General features: G+C 70.7%; 15 protein-coding genes. 11 read left to right on the top strand and 4 right to left on the bottom strand.

The window, feature by feature from the left end; translation table 11 throughout:
- Nucleotides 1-97 precede the first annotated feature (97 nt).
- Both rpe and ribD read left to right on the top strand, forming a co-directional pair.
- On the top strand, nt 98-808 hold the full coding sequence (gene rpe / locus AB8998_RS18300; protein ID WP_369739170.1) for a ribulose-phosphate 3-epimerase: 711 nt from the start codon (nt 98-100) through the stop codon (nt 806-808).
- Nucleotides 805-1,830: a bifunctional diaminohydroxyphosphoribosylaminopyrimidine deaminase/5-amino-6-(5-phosphoribosylamino)uracil reductase RibD gene (gene ribD / locus AB8998_RS18295; protein ID WP_369739169.1), complete on the top strand. Its 1,026-nt coding sequence runs from the start codon at nt 805-807 to the stop codon at nt 1,828-1,830. Before rpe ends, ribD begins: the two co-directional genes overlap by 4 nt.
- A 12-nt stretch (nt 1,831-1,842) precedes the next feature.
- Here ribD and AB8998_RS18290 read toward each other — a convergent pair whose 3' ends face one another.
- On the bottom strand, nt 1,843-3,399 hold the full coding sequence (locus AB8998_RS18290; RefSeq protein WP_369739168.1) for an MFS transporter: 1,557 nt from the start codon (nt 3,397-3,399) through the stop codon (nt 1,843-1,845).
- A complete protein-coding gene (locus tag AB8998_RS18285) occupies nt 3,396-4,100 on the bottom strand; it encodes an LppX_LprAFG lipoprotein (protein ID WP_369739167.1) in 705 nt (234 codons plus the stop codon). Before AB8998_RS18285 ends, AB8998_RS18290 begins: the two co-directional genes overlap by 4 nt.
- An 84-nt stretch (nt 4,101-4,184) precedes the next feature.
- Between AB8998_RS18285 and AB8998_RS18280 the strand changes: the two genes are divergently transcribed.
- From AB8998_RS18280 to AB8998_RS18265, 4 genes are all read left to right on the top strand, one after another.
- Nucleotides 4,185-4,784 (top strand): riboflavin synthase, encoded by a 600-nt coding sequence (locus AB8998_RS18280; RefSeq protein WP_369739166.1) that lies wholly within the window; start codon nt 4,185-4,187, stop codon nt 4,782-4,784.
- Nucleotides 4,785-4,864: 80 nt separating this feature from the next.
- Nucleotides 4,865-6,145: a bifunctional 3,4-dihydroxy-2-butanone-4-phosphate synthase/GTP cyclohydrolase II gene (locus tag AB8998_RS18275; protein WP_369739165.1), complete on the top strand. Its 1,281-nt coding sequence runs from the start codon at nt 4,865-4,867 to the stop codon at nt 6,143-6,145.
- Between the two features lie 7 nt (nt 6,146-6,152).
- Nucleotides 6,153-6,635 (top strand): 6,7-dimethyl-8-ribityllumazine synthase, encoded by a 483-nt coding sequence (ribH, locus tag AB8998_RS18270; RefSeq protein WP_369739164.1) that lies wholly within the window; start codon nt 6,153-6,155, stop codon nt 6,633-6,635.
- Entirely contained in the window at nt 6,632-7,093 is a 462-nt protein-coding gene (locus AB8998_RS18265; RefSeq protein WP_369739163.1) for a PH domain-containing protein, read from the top strand. The genes ribH and AB8998_RS18265 overlap by 4 nt, the downstream gene beginning before the upstream one ends.
- A 104-nt stretch (nt 7,094-7,197) precedes the next feature.
- Here the strand turns inward: AB8998_RS18265 and AB8998_RS18260 are convergent, their stop codons facing one another.
- Nucleotides 7,198-8,628: a PPE family protein gene (locus AB8998_RS18260; RefSeq protein WP_369741642.1), complete on the bottom strand. Its 1,431-nt coding sequence runs from the start codon at nt 8,626-8,628 to the stop codon at nt 7,198-7,200.
- A gap of 139 nt (nt 8,629-8,767) precedes the next feature.
- Nucleotides 8,768-9,988, bottom strand: a complete 1,221-nt coding sequence (locus AB8998_RS18255) for a cupin domain-containing protein (protein ID WP_369739162.1) — start codon at nt 9,986-9,988, stop codon at nt 8,768-8,770.
- A gap of 126 nt (nt 9,989-10,114) precedes the next feature.
- Between AB8998_RS18255 and AB8998_RS18250 the strand changes: the two genes are divergently transcribed.
- From AB8998_RS18250 to whiA, 5 genes are read left to right on the top strand one after another with little or no spacing between them, the layout of a single operon-like run.
- On the top strand, nt 10,115-10,405 hold the full coding sequence (locus AB8998_RS18250; protein ID WP_369741641.1) for a CDGP domain-containing protein: 291 nt from the start codon (nt 10,115-10,117) through the stop codon (nt 10,403-10,405).
- Between the two features lie 36 nt (nt 10,406-10,441).
- On the top strand, nt 10,442-12,385 hold the full coding sequence (uvrC, locus tag AB8998_RS18245) for an excinuclease ABC subunit UvrC (protein ID WP_369739161.1): 1,944 nt from the start codon (nt 10,442-10,444) through the stop codon (nt 12,383-12,385).
- Nucleotides 12,382-13,314, top strand: a complete 933-nt coding sequence (rapZ, locus tag AB8998_RS18240) for an RNase adapter RapZ (protein WP_369739160.1) — start codon at nt 12,382-12,384, stop codon at nt 13,312-13,314. Before uvrC ends, rapZ begins: the two co-directional genes overlap by 4 nt.
- Complete coding sequence (locus AB8998_RS18235) at nt 13,311-14,399, top strand: YvcK family protein (protein ID WP_369739159.1); 1,089 nt, start codon at nt 13,311-13,313, stop codon at nt 14,397-14,399. Before rapZ ends, AB8998_RS18235 begins: the two co-directional genes overlap by 4 nt.
- Entirely contained in the window at nt 14,396-15,373 is a 978-nt protein-coding gene (whiA, locus tag AB8998_RS18230) for a DNA-binding protein WhiA (RefSeq protein ID WP_369739158.1), read from the top strand. The genes AB8998_RS18235 and whiA overlap by 4 nt, the downstream gene beginning before the upstream one ends.
- Nucleotides 15,374-15,421 lie beyond the last annotated feature (48 nt).

Raw genomic sequence — 15,421 nt, 5'->3', positions numbered from 1 at the left:
GAGGCGGGGTAGCGCGGCGGCGACAAGACGACCCGGCCGCCGCCGCGCTGCGCGGGCTGACGTGAGAGCGAGCGCGAGGCTGCGTAATCTGTCGCTCATGCCTCGCTTCACGGGACAGTCCGAAAGGCCCTGGATCGCACCGTCGATCCTGGCCGCCGATTTCGCGCGGCTCGCCGACGAGGCGGCGGCCGTGCCCGGCGCCGACTGGTTGCACGTCGACGTGATGGACAACCACTTCGTCCCGAACCTCACGATCGGCCTGCCGGTCGTGGAACACCTGCTGGCCGCCACCACCATCCCGATGGACTGCCACCTGATGATCGACAATCCCGATCGCTGGGCGCCCCCGTACGCCGAGGCCGGCGCGCACAACGTGACGTTCCACGCCGAGGCCACCGACAACCCGGTCGGGGTGGCCCGCGACATCCGCGCCGCCGGCGCCAAGGCGGGCATCGGCGTCAAGCCGAAAACGCCGCTGGATCCCTACCTGGAGATCCTGCCGCACTTCGACACGCTCCTCATCATGTCGGTGGAGCCGGGATTCGGCGGTCAGCGGTTCATCCCCGAGGTGCTCGGGAAGGTGCGCGCGGTGCGCAAGATGGTCGACGCGGGGGAGTTGGCCATCCTGCTCGAGATCGACGGCGGCATCAACGAGGACACGATCGAGCAGGCCGCCGAGGCCGGCGTCGACTGCTTTGTCGCGGGTTCGGCGGTGTACGGCGCCGACGACCCGGAGGCCGCGCTGGAGGCACTGCGGCAGCGGGCCGGCGCCGCGTCCTCGCACCTGCGCACGCCGAAGAACTCATGAGCGGCGAACAGGTCAAGAACCTCGACGAGGCCATGCGGCTGGCGATCGAGCAGTCCTATCTGGTCAAGGGCAACACCTACCCGAACCCGCCGGTCGGGGCCGTGATCATCGACCGCGAGGGCCATGTCGTCGGCGTCGGCGCGACCGAGCCGGCCGGGGGCGACCACGCCGAGGTGGTGGCGCTGCGCCGGGCCGGCGGACTGGCGGCCGGCGGCATCGCGGTGGTGACGCTCGAGCCGTGCAACCACTTCGGGAAGACCCCGCCGTGCGTGAACGCCCTCGTCGAGGCGCGGGTGGGCGCGGTGGTCTACGCGGTCACCGATCCGAACGGGATCGCCGGGGGTGGTGCGGGCCGGCTGCAGGCGGCCGGCGTGCAGGTGCAGTCCGGCGTGCTGGCCGATCAGGTGGCGGGCGGGCCGCTGCGCGAATGGCTCTATAAGCAGCGCACCGGGTTGCCGCACGTGACCTGGAAGTACGCCAGCAGCGTCGACGGGCGCAGCGCCGCCGCCGATGGAACGAGCCGGTGGATCTCCAGCGACGCCTCTCGCCTGGACCTGCATCGCCGCCGCGCCACCGCCGACACGATCGTGGTCGGCACCGGCACGGTGCTGTCCGACGACCCCGCGCTCACCGCGCGGGCCCCCGACGGCACGTTGGCGCGGCGGCAACCGCTGCGGGTGGTGGTGGGCATGCGCGCCCTGCCGTCGGAGGCGAAGGTGCTCAACGACGACTCGCGCACCATGCTGATTCGCACCCACGACCCGATGGAGGTGCTCAAGGCGGTGTCGGACCGCACCGACGTGCTGCTGGAGGGGGGCCCCACGCTGGCCGGCGCGTTCCTGCGGGCCGGGCTGGTCAACCGAATCCTCGTCTACCTGGCGCCGATCCTGCTGGGTGGACCCGTCACCGCGGTCGACGACGTGGGGGTGCCGAGCATCGCGCGGGCGCTGCGCTGGCAGTTCGACGGGATCGACCGGGCGGGACCCGATCTGCTGCTGAGTCTGGTGCCGCGCGGCGACTGACCGCTAACCCGGCTAACCCTTCGTGGGGGCGACGGCCTGTTCCTCGCTGACCTCAGGTTCCTCGGCCTGCTCCGTGCGGCCACCAACCAGCAGGCCCAGCAGCGCTCCGACCACGCAGATGAAGCTGGTGGCTTCGAAGATCTTGCCGTACATCTCCGCGAACGCCTGCAGGTACAGCGTCGCCTGGGCGGCCACCCGCTGGAAGAGGGTCGCATCGGGTGGGATCTGGGCCGTCAACCCCGCGACGATCCGGTTGAACTCGTACAGGCCCCAGGCGCTCAGCGCCGCCACGCCTATCAGCATCCCCGTTTGCCGGGCCACCACGACGGCCGCTGAGGCGATGCCGTGCTGGGAGGGTGGGACGACCCGAAGCGCCGCAGAGGTCAGTGGCCCGATCACCAGGCCGAGCCCAAGCCCGGCCACCAGCAGGTCGGCATGCAACACCGGCACGTGGAACAAACCGAGAATGTCGTGCCGCTGCTGCATCACGTCCTGGCGCCAGTAGTGGATCAGCCAGTAGCCGTAGGCGGCGATCATCAGGCCCAGGAACGCGATCGCACGGTCGCCGGCCCGGGTGGCGATCCACCCGCCCAGCACCGCCCCGATCGGCAGCGCGATGAGGAACCACAGCAACAGCCCGGCGGCCTGCGCCTGGTCCATTTGCAGCACGCCCTGGCCGAACAGTTCCACGTTGACCAGGGTCACCATCAAGGCTGCGCCCGCGGCCAACCAAGTGGCCAGCGCGGCCAGGAAGGGTCGGAAGTGCACTCCTTCCGGTTCGATCAGCCGGGTCCGCGAGAAGCGTTCCCAGAGCAGGAAGAGCACCGCGACCACGACTGCCGCGATGACCAGCGGCGGCCCGTAGGAGGGCAACACGTGTTGGCCGTCGGGTTGGGGGTTGTACAGCCCGATGATCGCCAGGCCCAGGGTGACGGCGAGCAGCACCCCACCGACCAGGTCGATCCGTTCGGGATTCTGCACGCGTTGGTGCGGCGGCAGGCTGAACTGGATCATCGCCATCGCGATCAGGGTGAGCGGGACGTTGATCCAGAACACGTCGCGCCAGTCGTGGAACAACCAGACGATGAAGATGCCGTACAGGGGGCCCAGCACGCTGCCGAGTTCCTGGGCCGCGCCGATGCCGCCCAGCACACCGGCGCGGTTGCGTTGCGCCCACAGGTCGGCGCCCAGGGCCAGGGTGACCGGCAGCAGCGCCCCGCTGGCCACACCCTGGATGGTGCGGCCGGCGATCAGCATGTGGAAGTCGCCCCAGTGTCCGGCCAGCGCGGTGACCACGGAACCGACGATGAACAGGGCCAGGCTGATCTGCAGGACCAGCTTGCGGCCGAACCGGTCGGAAGCCCGGCCCAGCAGGGGCATGGCGGCGATGTAGCCCAGCAGGTACATCGTGATGATCCAGGTGATCCGCTGCAGCTGGTTGATGGGGATCCCGACGTCGCGCATGATGTCGCGCATGATCGTGATCACGACGTAGGCGTCCAGGGCGCCCAGCAACACCGCCAGGCTGCCTGCGCTGATGGCGACCCGGCGCCCGACCGATGTGCTCACGAGCTCACCGGGGGCTTGCTGACCTGAACGGTCTCGCCCCACTTCGAAAGCGTCATCTGCACCGCGTTGCCCTTGCTCTTCTGCAGGTTGGCCCGCACCAGCTCATGCTCGCCGTTCTCCTGGATCCAGATCGTCGCCGGGACCGGGCCCGACGCGCCGAACGGCGGGGCGATCTTGTTGACCGCGTCGGCGGTGACGTTGCCGCTGATCCGGATGGTGGTCTGCCCGTCGATGGTGTCGCGGCCCTCGGCCTTGGCGTCGCTGAAGTTCGACAGCGCGTTGGCCAGGCCGGTGTCCGGGTTGAGGATCACCGAGACGTCGTAGATGTCGGAGGCTTTGCCGAAATCGCTCCATTTGTTGGGCGTCAGCGTGGCATACAGGGTCCCGTCGACGACGATGAAGTCGGCATTGATGTCCGAGCCGCCGAGCGTGATCGTCGTGTTTCCGCTCGCGGCGGTGGCCGGCGTCGTGGTGAGGTCACCGGTCAGGTTCTTGATCGGCATCCCCGGGACCTTGCCGGTCACGGTCAGCACCAGGTGGGCGCTCTTGACGTTTTTGGTGGTCTGCGCGGACTGCTTGATCAGGGTGTTTGCGTCCGGCAGCGGCCCGCCGCTCGGCTTGGATCCCGACGAACAGCCGGCGATCAGGGCGGCGGCGATGCCCAGGGATGCGAGGGCGCCCAACAGGCGGCGGGTCTGCATACCCTGCATCGTAGAGGGTGGCGGTGCCGTGGCCGGTGTACCAGTGGGGTGTGGGCTCGCGTCTGCAGCCATTAGCCTGGGGCGATGTTCACCGGAATTGTCGAGGAACTCGGGGAGGTGACCGGCCGCGATGTCCTGTCCGACGCCGCGCGCCTGACCATCCGCGGGCCCGTCGTCACCGCCGACGCCGGGCACGGCGACTCGATCGCCGTCAACGGCGTCTGCCTGACGGTCGCCGAGCTGCTGGCCGACGGCCAGTTCACCGCCGACGTGATGGCCGAAACCCTGAACCGCTCCAACCTGGGCGACCTCGAGGTGGGCAGCCGCGTCAACCTGGAACGGGCCGCCGCTGTCAACAGCCGGCTCGGCGGCCACATCGTGCAGGGCCATGTCGACGGCACCGGGCAGGTGGTCGCGCGCACCCCCTCCGAGCACTGGGAGGTGGTCCGGATCGCGGTCCCCGCGGCGTTGGCCCGCTATGTCGTCGAGAAGGGGTCGATCACCGTCGACGGCATCTCCCTGACGGTCTCGGGCCTGGGCGCCGAACAGCAGGACTGGTTCGAGGTGTCCCTCATCCCCACGACCCGCGAGCTGACCACGCTGGGCCGCGCACCGGTGGGGGCGCGGGTCAACCTCGAGGCCGACGTCATCGCCAAATATGTTGAGCGGTTGATGTCCACGTAGTGGTCGGTCCCGCGCGGTGGTTCATACTGAATGCAACAATAGGGCTCCCCCTGGGGCCGCACGACAGCAAGGTAGCAGCGATGACGAGGTTGGACTCCGTCGAAAGGGCGGTAGCCGACATTGCGGCCGGTAAGGCCGTCGTCGTCATCGATGACGAGGACCGCGAGAACGAGGGCGACCTGATCTTCGCCGCCGAGAAGGCGACTCCGGAGCTGGTGGCGTTCATGGTCCGCTACACCTCGGGCTACCTGTGTGTGCCGTTGGACGGCGCGATCTGCGACCGGCTCGGCCTGTTGCCGATGTACGCGGTGAACCAGGACAAGCACGGGACGGCATACACCGTCACCGTCGATGCGAAAAACGGTGTGGGAACCGGTATTTCGGCATCGGATCGGGCCACCACCATGCGGCTGCTGGCCGACCCGGACAGCGCCGCCACCGACTTCACCCGCCCGGGTCACGTTGTCCCGTTGCGCGCCAAGGACGGTGGCGTGCTGCGTCGGCCCGGCCACACGGAGGCCGCCGTCGACCTCGCCCGGATGGCGGGACTGCGGCCCGCCGGCGCGATCTGCGAGATCGTCAGCCAGAAGGACGAGGGCGCGATGGCCCAGACCGACGAGCTGCGGGTCTTCGCCGACGAGCACAACCTCGCGCTGATCACTATCGCCGACCTGATCGAGTGGCGGCGCAAGCACGAGAAGCACATCGAGCGCATCGCCGAGGCGCGGATCCCGACCCGGCACGGCGAGTTTCGCGCGATCGGCTACAGCAGCATCTACGAGGACGTCGAACACGTGGCGCTGGTCCGCGGCGAGATCGCCGGCCCCAACGCCGACGGCGACGACGTGCTGGTCCGCGTGCACTCCGAATGCCTGACCGGCGACGTGTTCGGCTCGCGCCGCTGCGACTGCGGCCCGCAGCTCGACGCCGCGATGGCCATGGTCGCCCGCGAGGGCCGGGGCGTGGTGCTCTACATGCGCGGTCACGAGGGCCGCGGCATCGGCCTGATGCACAAGCTGCAGGCCTACCAGCTGCAGGACGCCGGCGAGGACACCGTGGACGCCAACCTGAAACTCGGGTTGCCGGCCGATGCAAGGGATTACGGCATCGGCGCGCAGATCCTGGTCGACCTCGGCGTGCGCTCGATGCGGCTGCTGACCAACAACCCCGCCAAACGGGTCGGCCTGGACGGGTACGGGTTGCACATCATCGAGCGGGTCCCGCTTCCGGTGCGGGCCAACGCCGAGAACATTCGCTACCTGATGACCAAGCGGGACCGGATGGGCCACGATCTGGCCGGCCTCGACGACTACTTCCACGAATCCGTGCATCTGCCAGGGGAATTCGGTGGTGCCCTGTGAGCCGCGTATGAGTCCCGCCGCCGGTGTGCCGGAGGTGCCCGCGCTGGACGCGTCGCAGCTGCGGCTGGCGATCGTGGCGAGCACCTGGCACAGCACGATCTGCGATGCGCTGCTGGCGGGGGCCCGCAAGGTGGCCTCCGATTCCGGCATCGACAGCCCGACGGTGGTCCGCGTGACCGGGGCCATCGAGATCCCGGTGGTGGCCCAGGAGCTTGCCCGCAACCACGATGCGGTGATCGCCCTGGGCGTCGTGATCCGCGGTGAGACACCGCATTTCGACTATGTCTGCGACGCGGTGACCCAGGGGCTGACCCGGGTCGCGCTGGACGCCTCGACCCCGATCGCCAACGGGGTGCTGACCACCAACACCGAGGCGCAGGCGCTCGACCGGGCCGGGCTGCCCTCCTCGTCGGAGGACAAGGGCGCCCAGGCGACCGCGGCCGCCCTGACCACCGCCCTGACGCTGCGTGACCTGCGCGCCCGGTCGTGACCGACGCACCGGACCACGACGACTGGGACGTCGTGCTGCGCCCGCATCGCACGCTGCCCTTCGTCTACTCCGCGGCCTTCCTGATCGCCGCCGCGCACATCGCGGTGGGCCTGCTACTCAAGATCAAATCCACCGGGGTGATATTCCAGACGGCCGACCAGGTCGCGATGGCGGCGCTGGGCCTGGTCATCGGCGGTGTCGTGCTGTTGTTCGCGCGGCCGCGGCTGCGGGTGGGCGCGGCCGGGCTCTCGGTGCGTAACCTGTTGGGCGATCGGCTGATCCCGTGGCCGGACGTGGTCGACGTGTCGTTTCCGCCGGGCAGTCGCTGGGCGCGGATCGACCTGCCCGACGACGAGTACATCCCGGTGATGGCGATCCAGGCCGTCGACAAGGAGCGCGCCGTGGCGGCCATGGACACCGTGCGGTCCCTGGTGGCCCGGTACCAACCCGGCCGGTGAGCCCGGCACGGCCGGCGCGCAGGACGCGGTAGGCCGGCCAAGCCGCCTCGCCGCAACGCATTCCGGCCCAGCACCGCAGTGCGCGGGCCGGCGCCGGCGCCGGGTCAGTCGTCGGCATCCCAGCTGCGAGGCAGCATCGGCATGCCCGGGCCGGTGCCCGGCGAGTCGCCGGTCAGCGTGGCCAGTCCGGCCGCCTCGGCGGCGTCGGCCCGCTGCGAGGTGCCGGCGAATCCCGCGGCGCCCGCGCCCGCCGCCGACGCCAGCGCCGCGGCGGTGGACTCCAATTCCGGATACTCATGGCGGAATCCGCGGTCGATCACCTTGGTTCCCCGCCGCCCGCGTCGGCGCGCCAACTCGGGCACGTCCGCGGCCGCGGCGGCCGCGGCGGCGGGTTCGGCCGCCCTGGCGACGGCGGGGGGCCGCACTCTCATCGGCGAGCCCGCGGCGCCCCCGGGCGGACCGACCACGTAGGGGTGGCTGAAGGCGTGGACGGTGGGTGGCGGTGCCGGTGGCGGCGCCGGCGGCCCAGCGGCGCCGCTCGTGGGGGTCGGCGCCGGCATGGCCGCGGGTGCCGGGGCCGGCACCGGGGCGGGCGTGGGGGTGGTCGGGACCACCCCGACCACCGGAGCCGGCGTGGCCGGGGCCGGCGCGCCCACCGGCGCGGGGGCGACGACGGCCGGCGCGGCGGCGGCCGGCTGGGCCAGCCCGGCCAACCCCGCCAGCCCGGCGAACGCCGGAGTCGGCAGCGGCGCGATGCCCAGTGCCTCCACCACCTGCGTGAGCTGCTGCAGTTGCGGCGCGAACGTGTTGATGGCTTCGCCTTCCCAGTGTGGAAGTTCGCTGACGAGTAGGGGATCGGTTTCCAAGCGGGTGATCGCCGCGGCGGGGTTGGACGGAAACCCCGACAAGTCCTGCCCGATGGCGTTGGCCACCTCTTGGGCCCGGGTCGTCCACCAGCTCAACTGATTGGGTCGTGGCCCGCTGTCCTGGTTTGACGAGGAGCTGTTGGCGGCGGACTTCTGTATCTGCGGTGCCGGGGCGGGGCGCGGCGTCGACGACACCGCGGCGCCCGACACCGCCTGATACGTCGCCATGGTGGTGGCCGCCTGGACCCACATCCGCGCGTAGTCGGCCTCGTTGAGCGCGATCGGAATGGCGTTGACCCCGAAGAAGTTCGTCGCCAGCAGAACCGCGTGGACGGCGTGGTTGGCGGCCAGCTCGGCCAGCGAGGGCATGGCCGTCAGGGCGGCGGTGTAGGCCGCGGCCGCGGCCTCGTGCTGGGCGGCCGTCGCCGCGCTGTCGGCACTGGCCTGCAGCAACCACGCCAGGTACGGCACGTGCGCGGCCACGTAGGACTCCGCGCTGGGGCCCTGCCACGCCCCGGCCTGCACCGCGGCCAGCACGGCACCGAGTTCGTCGGCTGTCGAGGCGTATTCGGCGCTGAGCGAGTTCCACGCCGCGGCCGCCGCAAGCAACGAAACCGGGCCCGGGCCGCTGCTGAGCAGCGTCGAATGCACCTCCGGCGGCGAGGCCATCCAGATCGGCGTGACCGTCACTGAGCCGATCTTGCCCCTGCCCGGAGAAAGCCGCAATGGCGACTTTTCAGAGTATTTGGCTCCGCATTTGCGGGAACAGCAACCGCGCACTCGAGCGCGTGCGGATTCCGGCTCCGCGTCAGTCGTCGGGTTGGCGGACGAGGAATCCGGTCACGATCAACGTCCGTGCGAGCTCCGTTTGCTGGGCCGTGGTGAGCCCGGGCAGGTCGCGGACCCGGAACGGCCCGGTGCGCTTCGCCAGGAACCGCAGGGCGGCTTCGTGGTCGGCGCCGACGCTGATCAGCAGCTGGGCGAACTGCAGGGCGACGCCGCCGGCGCCGGTGACCACCCGCGAGTAGAGCGGTTCGTGCTTCACCACCAGCGTGTATCCGTCGATCCCGGCGGCGCTCGCGCCCCGTCCGACCGGTGGGCACCTGCCGCGCCGGACCAGAAGGTCCTCCATCGCGCCGAGTCCTTCCGGGACGACGTCCGGGCCCTCGACGATGTCGCGCACGAGTTCGCCCAGGCGCGCGCGCACGCCGGCGTCGTCGAGATGCCGCGGCGGGAGCCGGTCGTGGATGCGGTCGTCGCGGAAGCTGAGCATGTGCAGCGCGTGGGTGATCAGCGTGAGCACGGTCGGCGCGTGGATCCCGACGGTCAGGTGGACGGACGTCTCCGAGGTCGTCTCGGCCGCGTGGATCTGCCCGCGCGGCAGGTACAGCGTGTCCCCGGCGTCCATACGCAGGTGGGTCGGCGCCGGCAGCTCGGCCGCGGTGACGACCTTGCGCTGTTGCATCTCGTGCGGCGCCACCGGGGTGTCGCCGTAGAGATGCCAGACCTTGGACCCCTGGATCTGCAGGATCAACACGTCGTGATGGTCGTAATGCGGCACGAATCCCCGCGATCGGGGTGGCGTGACGTAGCCGTTGACCTGGGTCGGGAAGTTCAGCTCCACCTCGATCGCGTGGGCCAGCGACCCGATGGTGCGCACGTAGCGCTCGAGGTTGTCGGCGACGATCGTGTAACCGGCGGCGTGGCCGTCGCGGACACCGGCGGGATCCAGGCTGCCGTCGGGGCGCCGATAGGTGGCGGGGTCCCTGTTCTGCTCGCCCTTGACCAGGCACAGCACCGACGGCTCCGCCCGCAGGTGATCGAGGAGCCCGTCGACCACCGAGGGGCCGGGCAGCAGGCCGTCGAAGTAGCCCGGGCAGTCTCGTTTGATGTGGTAGCGCGTGGCTCCCCAGATGTCGTCGAGGAAGGTCTGCACCGGCAGCGGTGAGAGCAACCAGGCTAGCGACGGTTCGACGGTGGCCCCTCCGCAAAACTCCGTGGTGATGTCCGGGTGACGCGCTGTCGGCATCGTAGCGAAACCGCGTGCGGATCGACGTGTGCGCGGTAGCGTAGGTGGTTGCCGGTGGGACGCCGACGGTGGTGGGCACCCGAGCACGCGGCAACGGCCCCCGGCGTCGAGTGGCGGGAGGCAGCCATGAATCGCGGCATCGTCGGGGGACTGACTGCCCTGCTGCTGGCCGCGGAACTGGTCGCCTCGGCACCGCCGGCCCAAGCCGGCTGCGTGTACGGGGGAGGGGTGATCAGCAAGTGCGACGGACCCGTCCAGCCCGACGGCACCTGGCAACGTTGCGTGGCGGTGCCCCGCCTGATCCCCAGCGGTGCCAGTTCCTTCCTGGTGCCCGACGGGCACTGTGATGAGATGGGCCCCGGCCAGCCGCCCGCCGATCCAGGCTTCGCCGACCCGCCGACCCACATCGACGACTGAGCCCGGAGCCCTCACGGCGGCTACTAACCTGGGTAGGTGCCCGATCCCGCCACGTATCGCCCCGCGCCGGGGTCCATCCCGCTCGAGCCGGGTGTCTACCGGTTCCGGGACCCGCACGGGCGAGTCATCTACGTCGGCAAGGCCAAGAGCCTGCGGAGCCGGCTGACGTCGTACTTCGCCGACGTCGCCGGCCTGCATCCGCGCACCCGGCAGATGGTGACCACCGCGGCCAAGGTCGAGTGGACGGTGGTCACCACCGAAGTCGAGGCGTTGCAGCTCGAATACAACTGGATCAAGGAGTTCGATCCGCGCTTCAACGTGCGCTACCGGGACGACAAGTCCTACCCGGTGCTGGCGGTCACCCTGGGCGAGGAGTTTCCGCGCCTGATGGTGTATCGCGGACCGCGGCGCAAGGGCGTGCGCTATTTCGGGCCGTACTCCCATGCCTGGGCCATCCGCGAGACGCTGGACCTGCTCACCCGGGTCTTCCCGGCACGCACCTGTTCGGGCGGGGTGTTCAAGCGGCACAAGCAGATTGACCGGCCATGCCTGCTCGGCTACATCGACAAGTGCGCGGCGCCGTGCATCGGCAGGGTCAGCGCCGAAGAACACCGCCGCATCGTGGACGACTTCTGCGACTTCCTGTCCGGGAAGACCGACCGGTTCGCCCGCGAGCTGGAGCAGCAGATGAACGCCGCGGCCGAGCGGCTCGACTTCGAGCGGGCCGCCCGGCTGCGGGACGATCTGTCCGCGCTGAAGCGGGCCATGGAGAAGCAGGCGGTGGTATTCGGCGACGGCACCGACGCCGACGTCATCGCCTTCGCCGACGACGAGCTGGAAGCCGCGGTGCAGGTGTTCCACGTCCGCGGCGGGAGGGTGCGGGGCCAGCGCGGCTGGATCGTCGAAAAGTCGGGCGACCCGAATGATTCCGGCGAGGAGCAGCTGGTGGAGCAGTTCCTGACCCAGTTCTACGGCGAGCAGGCCGAACTGGGTGGCGCCGCCGACGAAGCCGCCAACCCGGTGCCGCGCGAGGTGCTGGTGCCGTGCCTGCCGTCCAACGCCGAGCAGCTGTCCAGCTGGCTGGCCGGGCTGCGCGGCTCCCGGGTCAACCTGCGGGTGCCGCGCCGCGGCGACAAGAAGGCGCTGGCCGAAACCGTGCAGCGCAACGCCAAAGAAGCGCTGCAGCAACACAAGCTGAAAAGGGCCGGCGACTTCAACGCCAGATCCGCTGCGCTGCAGAACATCCAGGACGCCCTGGGCCTGGCGGACGCGCCGCTGCGCATCGAGTGTGTCGACGTCAGCCACGTGCAGGGCACCGACGTGGTGGCCTCGTTGGTGGTGTTCGAGGACGGGCTGCCCCGCAAGTCGGACTACCGCCACTTCGCGGTCCGGGAAGCGGCCGGGCAGGGCCGCTCCGACGACGTCGCCTCCATCGCCGAGGTGACCCGCCGCCGGTTCCTGCGCCACCTGAACGATCAGCAGGACCCGAATATGCTTTCGCCGGAAGGGAAATCGCGCCGATTCGCCTATCCGCCCAATCTGTACGTCGTCGACGGCGGGGCGCCGCAGGTCAACGCGGCCAGCGCCGTGCTCGAGGAGCTGGGTGTCACCGACGTGGCGGTGATCGGCCTGGCCAAGCGCCTGGAAGAGGTGTGGGTGCCGTCGGAGCCGGACCCGATCATCCTGCCGCGCAACAGCGAGGGCCTCTACCTGCTCCAGCGGGTCCGCGACGAGGCGCACCGGTTCGCCATCGCCTACCATCGCAGCAAGCGATCCAAGCGAATGACCGCATCGGTGCTGGATTCGGTGCCAGGATTGGGGGAGCACCGCCGCAAGGCGCTGGTAACGCATTTCGGATCCATCGCCCGCCTCAAGGAGGCCTCCGTCGATCAGATCACGGCCGTCCCGGGTATCGGCGTGGCCACCGCCACGGCCGTTCTCGAGGCGCTGCGGCCGGCGCAACCGGAGGAGTCGGTATGAGCGGGCAGGGTGAGCTGGCCCAGAGCCCGCCGGGGCCGCACAGCGAAGGATCCGCCGCCGGCATCGACGTCGTCCTGGTGACCGGGCTGTCCGGGGCCGGGCGGGGCACCGCGGCCAAGGTGCTCGAGGACCTCGGCTGGTACGTGGCCGACAACCTCCCGCCGCAGCTGATCACCCGGATGGTCGATTTCGGTCTGGCCGCCGGGTCCAGGATCACCCAGCTGGCGGTCGTGATGGACGTCCGGTCGCGCGGGTTCACCGGGGATTTGGATTCGGTGCGCACCGAGCTGGCCACCCGCAACATCGCCCCGCGGGTGGTCTTCCTGGAGGCTTCCGACGCCACCCTGGTGCGCCGCTATGAGCAGAACCGCCGCAGCCACCCGCTACAGGGTGAGCAGACTTTGGCCGAGGGGATCGCCGCCGAACGCAAGATGCTGGCCCCGGTGCGCGCCGGCGCCGACCTGATCATCGACACCTCGACGCTGTCGGTGCGGGGTCTGCGGGAAAGCATCGAGCGGGCCTTCGGCGGCGTCGCCGCCGCGTCCATCAGCGTCACCGTCGAGTCGTTCGGGTTCAAATACGGGCTGCCCATGGACGCCGACATGGTGATGGACGTGCGATTCCTGCCCAACCCGCACTGGGTCGACGAGCTGCGTCCCCATACGGGCCAACACCCGGCGGTGCGCGACTACGTGTTGGCCCAGCCCGGCGCGGCCGAGTTCCTCGACGCCTACCATCAGCTGCTGAACCTGGTCGTCGACGGCTACCGCCGGGAGGGCAAGCGCTACATGACGGTCGCGATCGGCTGCACCGGCGGCAAGCATCGCAGCGTCGCGATCGCCGAGGCGCTGATGCAGCTGCTGCGGGGCCCCAACACCGGAGCCCAACTGTCGGTGCGGGTGCTGCACCGGGACCTGGGCCGCGAATGAACCCGGCAGGAAGCCCGCCGGGCAGTCAGAGCATCGTCGCGCTGGGCGGTGGGCACGGTTTGTACGCGACGCTGTCCGCGGCCCGCCGGCTGAGCCCACACGTCACCGCGGTGGTCACCGTCGCCGACGACGGTGGCTCGTCGGGCCGGCTGCGCAACGAACTGGACATCGTGCCTCCGGGTGACCTGCGGATGGCGTTGGCGGCGTTGGCATCTGACAGCCCGCACGGCCGGCTGTGGGCGACCATCCTGCAGCATCGCTTCGGCGGCAGCGGTGCCCTGGCCGGGCACCCCATCGGCAACCTGATGCTTGCCGGCCTGTCCGAGGTGCTGGGCGACCCGGTCGCGGCCCTCGACGAGCTCGGCCGCATCCTCGGCGTCAAGGGCAGGGTGCTGCCGATGTGCCCGATCGCGCTGCAGATCGAGGCCGACGTGTCCGGCCTGGAGGCCGACCCGCGCATGTTCCGGCTGATCCGCGGGCAGGTGGCCATCGCGACGACGCCGGGCAAGGTGCGAAGGGTCCGGCTGCTGCCCGGCAACCCGCCGGCGACCCGGCAGGCCGTCGACGCGATCATGGCCGCCGACCTGGTGGTGCTCGGGCCCGGGTCGTGGTTCACCAGCGTGATCCCCCATGTGCTGGTGCCGGAGCTGGCCGCGGCGCTGCGCTCCACCACCGCCCGCCGCGCGCTGGTGCTCAATCTGGTGGCCGAACCGGGGGAGACGGCCGGCTTCTCGGTGGAGCGCCATCTGCACGTGCTGGCCCAGCACGCGCCCGATTTCACCGTCCACGACGTCATCATCGACGCCGATCGGGTCCCCAGCGACCGCGAGCGCGACCATCTGCGCCGCACGGCGACATTGCTGCAAGCCCAGGTGCACTTCGCTGACGTGTCCAGACCTGGTACACCTTTACATGACCCGGGCAAGCTCGCGGCCGCCCTGGACGGAGTGCGGGTGGGCAACAAGGACTCGTCGGTGCCCAGCGCGACAGCCACCGAAGAGATTCGGATCGACGGTGACCGCCCGCAGACCGGGGCGGATGGAGCGGCTGGCAACGGACCGAGGGGTGACGACGCGTGGCGATGACGACCGAAGTCAAGGACGAGTTGAGCCGCTTGGTCGTGCAGTCGGTCAGTGCCCGCCGCGCCGAGGTCACGTCGTTGCTCAGGTTTGCCGGCGGGCTGCACATCGTGGGCGGCCGGGTGATCGTCGAGGCCGAGGTCGACCTGGGCAACATCGCGCGGCGCCTGCGCAAGGACATCTTTGACCTGTACGGGTACAACGCCGTCGTGCATGTGTTGTCGGCCAGCGGGATTCGCAAGACCACCCGCTACGTGCTGCGGGTGGCCAACGACGGCGAGGCGCTGGCGCGCCAGACCGGCCTGCTCGACAACCGGGGGCGTCCGGTGCGCGGCCTGCCGGCCCAGGTGGTCGGCGGCAGCGTCGCCGACGCCGAAGCGGCATGGCGCGGGGCGTTCCTGGCGCACGGTTCGCTGACCGAGCCGGGACGGTCGTCGGCGCTGGAGGTCAGCTGCCCCGGCCCGGAGGCCGCGCTGGCGCTGGTGGGCGCGGCGCGCAGGCTCGGGGTCAGCGCCAAGGCGCGCGAGGTGCGCGGCGCCGACCGGGTGGTGGTGCGCGACGGCGAGGCGATCGGCGCGCTGCTGACCCGCATGGGCGCCCAGGACACCCGGCTGGTCTGGGAGGAGCGCCGGATGCGGCGCGAGGTCCGCGCGACGGCCAACCGGCTCGCCAACTTCGACGATGCCAACCTGCGCCGCTCGGCGCGCGCGGCGGTCGCCGCGGCCGCCCGGGTGGAGCGTGCGCTGGAGATCCTCGGCGACACCGTGCCCGACCATCTGGCCTCCGCCGGCAAGCTGCGGGTGGAGCACCGGCAGGCCTCGCTGGAGGAGCTCGGCCGGCTGGCCGACCCCCCGATGACGAAAGACGCTGTGGCGGGCCGTATTCGGCGTCTGCTCTCGATGGCCGACCGCAAGGCCAAGGTTGACGGCATTCCCGACACGGAGTCGGTTGTGACGCCGGACCTCTTGGAAGACGCCTGATGGGCGCGGGCCGGCCCCGCACGAATTGTCGAAAATAGCTGTTTAGTT

The organism is Mycobacterium sp. HUMS_12744610 (assembly GCF_041206865.1).
GTDB lineage: Bacteria > Actinomycetota > Actinomycetes > Mycobacteriales > Mycobacteriaceae > Mycobacterium > Mycobacterium servetii.
The sequence above is the reverse complement of the archived record's forward strand: the minus strand, read 5'-3'. Positions and strand labels throughout refer to the sequence as shown.